Annotated in this window: 7 protein-coding genes; 3 read left to right on the top strand and 4 right to left on the bottom strand. The window is 47.6% G+C overall.

The genetic code is table 11. The annotated features are described in order from the left end of the window. A partial coding sequence (locus tag ACLR2L_RS16920) for a DUF3025 domain-containing protein (RefSeq protein ID WP_413369767.1) occupies positions 1-534 on the bottom strand: 534 nt, incomplete at its 3' end. A 156-nt stretch (positions 535-690) separates the two neighbouring features. Here ACLR2L_RS16920 and ACLR2L_RS16915 point away from each other — a divergent pair. After that, positions 691-2319 (top strand): M28 family metallopeptidase, encoded by a 1629-nt coding sequence (locus ACLR2L_RS16915; protein WP_413369765.1) that lies wholly within the window; start codon positions 691-693, stop codon positions 2317-2319. 297 nt (positions 2320-2616) lie between these two features. Further along, entirely contained in the window at positions 2617-4284 is a 1668-nt protein-coding gene (gene asnB, locus ACLR2L_RS16910) for an asparagine synthase B (protein ID WP_140955951.1), read from the top strand. A gap of 58 nt (positions 4285-4342) precedes the next feature. Here asnB and ACLR2L_RS16905 read toward each other — a convergent pair whose 3' ends face one another. Continuing rightward, complete coding sequence (locus tag ACLR2L_RS16905; protein ID WP_413369763.1) at positions 4343-5233, bottom strand: amino acid ABC transporter substrate-binding protein; 891 nt, start codon at positions 5231-5233, stop codon at positions 4343-4345. Between the two features lie 45 nt (positions 5234-5278). Next, the gene (queE, locus tag ACLR2L_RS16900) at positions 5279-5926 is read right to left on the bottom strand and encodes a 7-carboxy-7-deazaguanine synthase QueE (RefSeq protein ID WP_413369769.1); all 648 of its coding nucleotides are present in this window, start codon (positions 5924-5926) and stop codon (positions 5279-5281) included. Positions 5927-6041: 115 nt separating this feature from the next. On the opposite strand from queE, the gene queC reads away from it, so the two are divergent. Beyond that, positions 6042-6701 (top strand): 7-cyano-7-deazaguanine synthase QueC, encoded by a 660-nt coding sequence (queC, locus tag ACLR2L_RS16895; RefSeq protein ID WP_140955953.1) that lies wholly within the window; start codon positions 6042-6044, stop codon positions 6699-6701. A gap of 188 nt (positions 6702-6889) precedes the next feature. Here the strand turns inward: queC and ACLR2L_RS16890 are convergent, their stop codons facing one another. Next, the gene (locus tag ACLR2L_RS16890) at positions 6890-7819 is read right to left on the bottom strand and encodes a LysR family transcriptional regulator (RefSeq protein ID WP_140955954.1); all 930 of its coding nucleotides are present in this window, start codon (positions 7817-7819) and stop codon (positions 6890-6892) included. Between the last annotated feature and the right edge of the window lie 252 nt (positions 7820-8071).

The following is an 8071-nucleotide window of genomic DNA, read 5'->3' as shown; positions in this document are numbered from 1 at the left end:
TACCACCGCCAGCCATTTTGCCGTTAAGCCAATAAACGGATTCAGCAGCATTTCGTAAATGGCATGCCCAAAAACAAGCGGGTACACTCGCGAATACCAATATTGCTGTAACTCACAAAATGCCCGCGTCCAACGGTGATGCGCCAATGCGTCCAGCAGCTGATCGCCTTGCTCAACAAAGGATGCCGGCACCGCCAGCACCACACCGCATTCGTCAAAATGCGTCAACCGGTTTCGTCTTGGTGTTCTGGGATGCGCCCCAAACGTATTGATGTCGGCAATATGATATTGGTTTAAGCGCTGCTTGCTTGTTGGAAAAAGCGTCCAGATCATCGCATTGAACGCATCATGCCAACTGCCCTGCCGGGTGGGCACCTGCCCCGCTTCAGCAACAATGGTTTCATAATACCGGGGGTCATGTTCAAACTGCTCAGCGTTAACAAATGCCGGCACTTCGCTCCCAGCCAGCGGCGAAAACTGCCTGGCTATCTGATTTAAAGTCGCAATGTCAGGTGCGTTTTTAGCATCTTGCAAAGAAAAATACGCAAACAAAGAGCGCAAAGGTAATGTAAGGGAAACACTTTGGTTCAATGAATGGCTGACTGCGACGGATTTCATGCTGAATGATTGGTAGTTACGACTGATTTCTCTATACTGGGTCGCTATTGTAATGCAATAAGAGACAATAATATGAAAAAAATCGTCCTACCACTGGTGATGTCTGGCTGCGCACTGCTTACCGCCTGCTCACCCGCACCCCAGACAGAAAAGAACAACTTTGAAGACGTATATGCGTCTATTACGCCGGAAAAAATTGCACCACCGCTGAAAACCCTGGCGTCTGACGAATTTGAAGGCCGTTTACCTACCACCGAAGGCGAGCGTAAAACGCTTGAATACCTCACCTCAGAATTCAAGCGTATGGGTTTACAACCCGGAAATGGCGATAGCTATTTACAGGAAGTGGCCTTAATGGAAATCACCGCTGATCCCAATATGGTGATGACGATTGGCGATAATGAGTTTGTGTATAAAACAGATATGGTCGCGTCGTCAAAACGCGAGCAGTCTGTTGTGTCACTGGAAAATTCCGAGCTGGTATTTGTTGGTTACGGTGTTAATGCCCCGGAGTACGACTGGAACGATTATGAAGGCCTGGATGTCACCGGCAAAACCGTCGTCATTCTGGTAAACGACCCAGGTTTCGAAAACCCTGAAAGTGGTAAGTTCCAGGGCACCACCATGACCTATTACGGACGCTGGAGTTACAAATATGAAGAAGCCAGCCGCCAGGGTGCAGCGGGCGCTATTATCGTTCACGAAACCGCGCCAGCGTCTTATGGCTGGTCGGTGGTTGCCAATAGCTGGAGCGGCCCGCAATACGGTCTGGTTAGCCCGGATCAAGGCGCGAGCCGCGTGGCTGTTGAAGGCTGGTTAACACTGGAAGCCGCTACCAAAGTGTTTGCTGATGCCGGGCTGGATTTTGCTACAGAAAAAGCCAATGCCATGCAAGGCCCCTATTCAAAAGCACTTGGTCAATCGATGACGGTAACCGTAAACAACACCTTTAAGGCATCTAAGAGCTACAACGTATTGGCTACGCTGCCTGGCACTGAAAAGCCGGATGAGCATGTTATTTACACCTCTCACTGGGACCACCTGGGTAAAGATGAAAGCCTGGATGGCGACCAAATCTACAATGGCGCCCACGATAACGCCACTGGCACAGCAGCCGCGTTGGTAATGGCAGAAGCCTTCACACAGCTAACTCCCGCCCCAAAACGCTCCATTTCGTTTTTGATTGTAACAGCGGAAGAACAAGGCTTACTGGGCTCAAAATACTATGCAGATAACCCGGTAATTCCATTAAACAAAACCGTTGCTAACATTAACATGGACGCCATGAACGTATTGGGTAAAACCAAAGATGTGGCCGTCATTGGCATGGGTAAATCAGATCTGGAACAGGAACTCACTACCGCGGCACAGCGTCAAGGGCGCGTGCTGACACAGGAAGACCGTCCTGAAGCGGGTTACTACTACCGCTCTGATCACTTCAGTTTTGCTAAAGCAGGCGTACCTGCATTATATGCCAAGGGCGGAAACGACCCGTTTGACGAAGCTACGGCACAATACCGCAAACACATGAAAGTAGTGGTAACCGGTTGCTATCACCAGGTGTGTGACAAATTCCGCGATGGCTGGGATTTAAGCGGCATCTCTCAGGATACCCAGTTACTCATGGAAGTGGGCTACATGGTAGCCAATAAAGCGGCGTGGCCAACCTGGAGTGAATCCAGCGAGTTTCAGCGTCCTTAATGTACGTTAAGCGGTTATTCCCCACTGCGGGAATAGCCGCTCTTATGCCTTGATCTTGCTACATTCCTGCTACATTCATGCTCCAACGCTACTACCGGGGCGTTCCAGCAGCATTTTTTTATACTTAATAGCGAATTAATCAAAGATTAAGCTTGCATTTTTTACTCATGCTGGCACATTCAGTACTCGCGAGTGAAAAGGTTTATCCTGCAAAAAAATAATCCACCGCTGTATATCAAATCGAGCACCGACAGAAAACATTATCCTTTAACTATGTGACAAGAGAGAACGCTTCCTATGTGTGGTATTTTCGGTATCTTAGATATCAAAACCGATGTGTCTGAACTCAGAACCCAAGCACTTGAATTAACCAAAACGCTGCGTCACCGTGGCCCTGACTGGTCGGGTATCTGGAATAATGACAATACCATCTTATGTCACGAGCGTTTAGCTATCGTCGATGTCGACACTGGTGCACAACCGCTTATCAGCGATAATGGTCAGCAAATTCTGGCTGTTAACGGTGAAATCTACAACCACAAGCAGTTGGCCAAAGAACTGGCTACCCCGTATAACTTTAAAACCCGTTCTGACTGTGAAGTAATCCTTCCTTTATTCCAGCAACGCGGTGCAGAGTTTATTGACGATTTACAAGGCATGTTTGCCTTCGTTCTTTACGACGAAGCGCAGGATTCCTACCTGATTGCCCGTGATCATATTGGTATTATTCCGCTGTACACCGGTTACGATGAGCACGGTAATTTCTATGTAGCGTCAGAAATGAAAGCCCTGGCGCCTGTATGTAAAACTATCAGTGAATTCCCTCCGGGCCACTATATGTGGAGCAAAACCGGTGAATTAGTGAAGTATTACAAACGCGACTGGATGCAATACGACGCCGTTAAAGACAACGAGTCCAATATCGACGAGTTGCGTAAGGCGTTTGAAAAAGCAGTTAAGTCTCACCTGATGTCAGACGTACCTTACGCGGTATTGCTATCCGGTGGTCTGGACTCCTCACTGGTGTCGGCCGTAGCGGCTAAATACGTTGCCAAACGCGTAGAAGACGAAGACAGATCTGACGCCTGGTGGCCGCGTTTACACTCATTTGCGGTAGGCCTTGAAGGGGCACCGGATTTGATTGCTGCCAAGAAAGTGGCAGACATGATTGGCACAGTGCATCACGAAATTCACTTCACCATTCAGGAAGGTCTGGATGCGATTCGCGATGTTATTTATCACCTGGAAACTTACGACACAACCACCATTCGTGCCGCTACCCCAATGTATCTGATGACCCGTAAAATCAAAGCTATGGGTATCAAAATGGTACTGTCAGGCGAAGGTTCAGATGAAATCTTTGGTGGTTATTTGTATTTCCACAAAGCGCCAAACGCCAAAGAATTCCATGAAGAAACAGTACGTAAATTGGATCGCCTGCACATGTTTGACTGCGCGCGCGCCAACAAGGCTACGTCGGCATGGGGTGTGGAAGCACGTGTTCCGTTCCTGGACAAAGAGTTCATGGACGTGGCAATGCGCCTGAATCCAAAAGATAAAATGTGTGGCAACGGCAAAATGGAAAAACACATTTTACGGGCTGCGTTCGACAATGGTGACACCCTACCGCCTGAAGTACTGTGGCGCCAAAAAGAACAGTTTGGTGACGGCGTAGGTTACTCCTGGATTGATTCTATTAAAGACTTCGTTGCGAAGGAAGTAAGCGATCAGCAGTTGGCCTCGGCTGAGTTCCGCTTCCCAATCAATACGCCTGATACCAAAGAAGGTTATTACTACCGCACCATCTTTGAAGGTTACTTCCCGCAAGAAACAGCAGCGCGCTGTGTACCGGGCGGTAAATCCATTGCGTGTAGTACAGTGGAAGCACTGGAATGGGATGCAAGCTTCAAGAACAACGCTGATCCGTCAGGCCGCTCTATGAAAGACGTGCACGGTAAAGCGTAAGCTTCATCAAACACAAAAAAACCAGCGAATTCGCTGGTTTTTTTATGCTTAGTTTTTGTTACTGATTAGCTTCCGGCGTATGCTTTTCCGGATCGAACCACAATGCATCATCATCCAATGGTGTGCCCGGTGGCAATAATGGGTTCTCCAGATGAAAAATCTTGCGATTGCCAATGTCCATTTTAAGCAGTGCCTCGCGATGGTGGCTCACAAAAATATTATCGAAAGAGCCATCTTCCAGCGCACGTCTCAGTCCTGTTTCGATTAACCGGGCCATTGTAGGATTGGAGCGGTTAACGAAAAAGTACATTGCCGTTGGATAATGAATAATCAGATTTTTCTCTAAAACGATATCGGGATCTAACGACGAATAACTCAACTCCCCCAATACTTCACTGATAGCACGTGGAAAGAAATCGCCCTGATGCATTGCCAGTCTGCTAAATGCTTCAGGAAAGTCACTGACTGTTTGCACGTTAAATCCGTTGGATTGCAGTATTTTGGTGTCTGGCCATTCCGCTCCCTGCAAAGGCGTAAACTTGGTAAGTGACTGAAAATCGGTTACCTGATCAAATCGGTCGATCATGCTTTGGTTGATTAAAAACACCCGCCAGCCTATGAGTCCTTTATGGATAGGAATGCGAATAGGCAACAATTCCTTTTCCCGCTGTGCGTCGGTCATTACCCACAAGATATTGATTTCGCGGTTTTCTTTTAACTGCCGAATGGACTTGCCTTGCAACAAGATCCGCTCAGAAGGCGTAAGTGTATAGCGCACACCGGTTTTACTTAGCGCCAGTTTAAGCAACGTTAGAGGGTATTCGTGTCGCTGATCATTTTCATCGATTGGCCGCGGGTAGTGAATTGACCAGTTGGCAGCCGACACCCATGCAGGCCACAACAGAGCCCCGGCAGTGAACAGCCCTAGCGCTACTGATTTCAAGTTCATATCCTGTACCCGATTAACAACCCTGTTCCACAGCGTACCAAACATTCAGGCAATTCCCAGATATTTATGGGTTTGCAGCGACAAACGCCAGTTGCGCTCGATACAGGTTTTAATTGCCAGCTCAGTGGCCCTGGCCTGCTGACTGATTGGCTGCAAACACACTACTTTGTTACCAAGCTCGATATTCTTTAGCAACGCATCCAGCTCATCAACGTGCTTTTGCATCGCAATAGGATGCTTTATCTCATTAGCGCGCTGTAGGGCGCTGGTTAGCACTTCATAGCCCCCTTTCATGTTCACCTTAGGCGATACCGTTACCCAGGTTTGAGGCGCGCACTTCACTTCAAACGTGCCACTGGTTTCAATTTGCGACGTGTAACCGCGCTCATGCAACAGCGTAGTTAACCCGGTGAGATCGTACATACAGGGCTCGCCACCGGTGATCACAACGTGTTTGGCGTGATACCCCTGTTGTTCAAACAAAGCCAGCAAACCTAAATCGGAGATACCAAAGAAACGTTCTGACTCTTCGCTTTTCCTGATCACTGCATCTACGCTGTCAATCAGGTTTTCATCGAGTACCCAGGTATGTTTGGTATCGCACCAGGGACAACCAACCGGACATCCTTGCAAGCGCACAAAGATTGCAGGTACGCCGGTGTACACTCCTTCGCCCTGAATGGTTTCGAACATTTCGTTAATATTGAGTACCTGATCTGTCAAATCTGTATTCCTGTCGTCTTGGTAGTTGGGATTTTAGCAGGGATAGCTTAAAATTCCGTTATGATTTCTATAATTATACTCCGTTATGTCTGAAAAAGTGATTGTGATCTATTCCGGTGGCATGGACAGTTTTACCGTGCTGAATAAAGCTATCGAAGAGGGCAAAACCCCTTATGCCCTGTCGTTTGACTATGGCCAACGCCATAAAAAAGAACTCGATTATGCGGCCAACGTCTGCAAAGAGCTGGGTATTTCCCACAAAATTGTAGACATCTCCGCAATTAATAGTTTGGTTGGCGGTTCGGCATTAACCGACGATATCGATGTGCCGGAAGGCCATTATGCAGAGCCCAGCATGAAGCAAACTGTAGTGCCAAACCGCAATATGATCCTGCTTTCGCTTGCGGTTGGTTATGCGGTAAGTATGGATGCAAACAAGGTATATTATGGCGCCCATACTGGCGATCACGCCATTTACCCCGATTGTCGCCCGGAATTTGTTGAGAAAATGAATGCGGTTTGCGCCATTGCCAACTACGAGGCCATTGAAATTGTTACGCCTTACCTGAAAGTCAGTAAGACGGCAATTTTAACGGATGGTCTGCGTATGGGGCTGGATTACAACAAAAGCTGGACCTGTTACAACGGACGTGAACTGGCCTGTGGAAAATGCGGCGCCTGTCAGGAACGTCTTGAAGCATTCCGTGACAACAATGCTACCGACCCACTTCAGTACGAAAGTTAATAACAATAAAAGACTGGCCAGGTAGTATGGAGTGATGGGGCAATTGCTCCCCACTGCTACCATACCTGGTTAGCAGACCCGTCAGTGCGGATAAATGGTAATTCGGCTTTGCTGGCGGTGACATTTCAGTAAACCATCGCCAACAGGAATAAACGGCAACTCTGCCGCGGCAGTAGCCTGATACCAGGCTACTTCTGACTTTCGGTAATAAAGTGGCTCAGTTCTTTAATGCAATAACGCAGCACAGGGTTGAGTCGGGTATTTTTGCCGTTCATTACAAATAATTCGTGGCTAAAGTTAAACATTTTACCGTTAGCAATGGGCACCAGCCCCAGTGCTACGCCCTGCTCTTTTGCCATGTAATCAGGCAGAATAGCAATGTACTCGCCCGTCATCATGGCAGACATAGCGGCGTCGAATGAATCGGAAAAGGTTTGAATAGCCAGGCGACTGTCGCCATCGATGTAGTTAGCCGAAGACAAACCGGAGATCCCAATTGCCGGATAATTTTCAATCCGAACATTATCGGGCAGTTTATCTACGTCGCGGAACTTGGCCAGCGGATGTGATGGCGCGCAGTACAAGCGCCCCTTACAGGACGTACCAATGGTATGGAAAGTGACCGATTCCGGCTTCACCATATCATAAGTAGATACAACCAGGTGGCATTCACCTGAAAGCGCCACGTGCTCTACTTCGTTGTACAAGCGGGTTTGAATATTCACGTGAATATCATCAAACTTTTTCATGGTGCTTTTTACGGCGCGACTCACAGCCAGGTGAATTGACAAAGGCAAGCCTGCCATCAGTACCAGCGTAATGTGACCAGAGTAATCGTCGTGCAGCGACTTCAGATTGAACACGAAGTTATCGAACGCATTAAAGATGCGCTTGGTTTCCTGAAATACCACTTCGCCTTCTTTGGTCATTTGAAAGCCACCACGACCTCGATGACACAATACCAAATCCAGTCGTTCTTCCAGCTTTTTAATTGCCGCACTGATGTTAGGGCGTTGCATACGTAACACCGGCTCAGCAGCGGTAAATCCATTACAACTCGCTACCGCGTAAAACACCCGCAGCAGCTTAATATCTGACTCTTGCAATCGATTTAGCATGGTCGCACCATCTTTTGTTTTAGGTATAGTTATTGATACTCAAACCATAATAGGCAGAGAAACCAACATTTACAATCACAATTTGAACAGAATTTTTGTAAATTTTTGTTCCACTTAGCTCAGCGTAGTAAAAAGTCGTTACACATTACCGCAGACAAACGTATAAAGAGCCGCAATAATGTTACAAAATCAGGCAACTTATTTCGTTTTAGCAGCATGCGTATTCCCACTCTCATTGCGGCAATACTGGTT

The organism is Alteromonas sp. AMM-1, assembly GCF_047290655.1.
GTDB lineage: Bacteria > Pseudomonadota > Gammaproteobacteria > Enterobacterales > Alteromonadaceae > Alteromonas > Alteromonas mangrovi.
The sequence above is the reverse complement of the archived record's forward strand: the minus strand, read 5'-3'. Positions and strand labels throughout refer to the sequence as shown.

Excerpts from the sequence above, each read along its gene's own strand:
- queC (WP_140955953.1), top strand. The coding sequence starts at position 6,042 with ATGTCTGAAAAAGTGATTGTGATCTATTCCGGTGGCATGGACAGTTTT.
- queE (WP_413369769.1), bottom strand. The coding sequence starts at position 5,926 with ATGTTCGAAACCATTCAGGGCGAAGGAGTGTACACCGGCGTACCTGCA.
- ACLR2L_RS16905 (WP_413369763.1), bottom strand. The coding sequence starts at position 5,233 with ATGAACTTGAAATCAGTAGCGCTAGGGCTGTTCACTGCCGGGGCTCTG.
- ACLR2L_RS16890 (WP_140955954.1), bottom strand. The coding sequence starts at position 7,819 with ATGCTAAATCGATTGCAAGAGTCAGATATTAAGCTGCTGCGGGTGTTT.
- asnB (WP_140955951.1), top strand. The coding sequence starts at position 2,617 with ATGTGTGGTATTTTCGGTATCTTAGATATCAAAACCGATGTGTCTGAA.
- ACLR2L_RS16915 (WP_413369765.1), top strand. The coding sequence starts at position 691 with ATGAAAAAAATCGTCCTACCACTGGTGATGTCTGGCTGCGCACTGCTT.